The 330-nt window shown below is 41.5% G+C and carries 1 rRNA gene; it reads left to right on the top strand.

The window, feature by feature from the left end:
* Positions 1–185 precede the first annotated feature (185 nt).
* Positions 186–330 (top strand): 23S ribosomal RNA (locus AS888_RS01810); the annotation flags it as partial.

Raw genomic sequence — 330 nt, 5'->3', positions numbered from 1 at the left:
GGATCACCTCCTTTCTAAGGATAATACGAGTGCGCTTTTGTTTTGTTCAGTTTTGAATGAGTAATTCATTCAATGAAGGTAGAGGCATCACGATGTGATGAATTCTCTCCACTTTGTTCCTTGAAAACTAGATAATAGATAGAAGGCAATTAATTTTTTCAAAGCATCTGTAAGACTTTTTTAACGGTTAAGTTAGAAAGGGCGCACGGTGGATGCCTTGGCACTAGGATCCGATGAAGGACGGGACTAACACCGATATGCTTCGGGGAGCTGTAAGTAAGCTTTGATCCGGAGATTTCCGAATGGGGAAACCCACTGTTCGTAATGGAA

This window comes from Peribacillus simplex (assembly GCF_001542915.1).
In the GTDB taxonomy this organism is placed as follows: domain Bacteria; phylum Bacillota; class Bacilli; order Bacillales; family DSM-1321; genus Peribacillus; species Peribacillus simplex_B.
The sequence above is the reverse complement of the archived record's forward strand: the minus strand, read 5'-3'. Positions and strand labels throughout refer to the sequence as shown.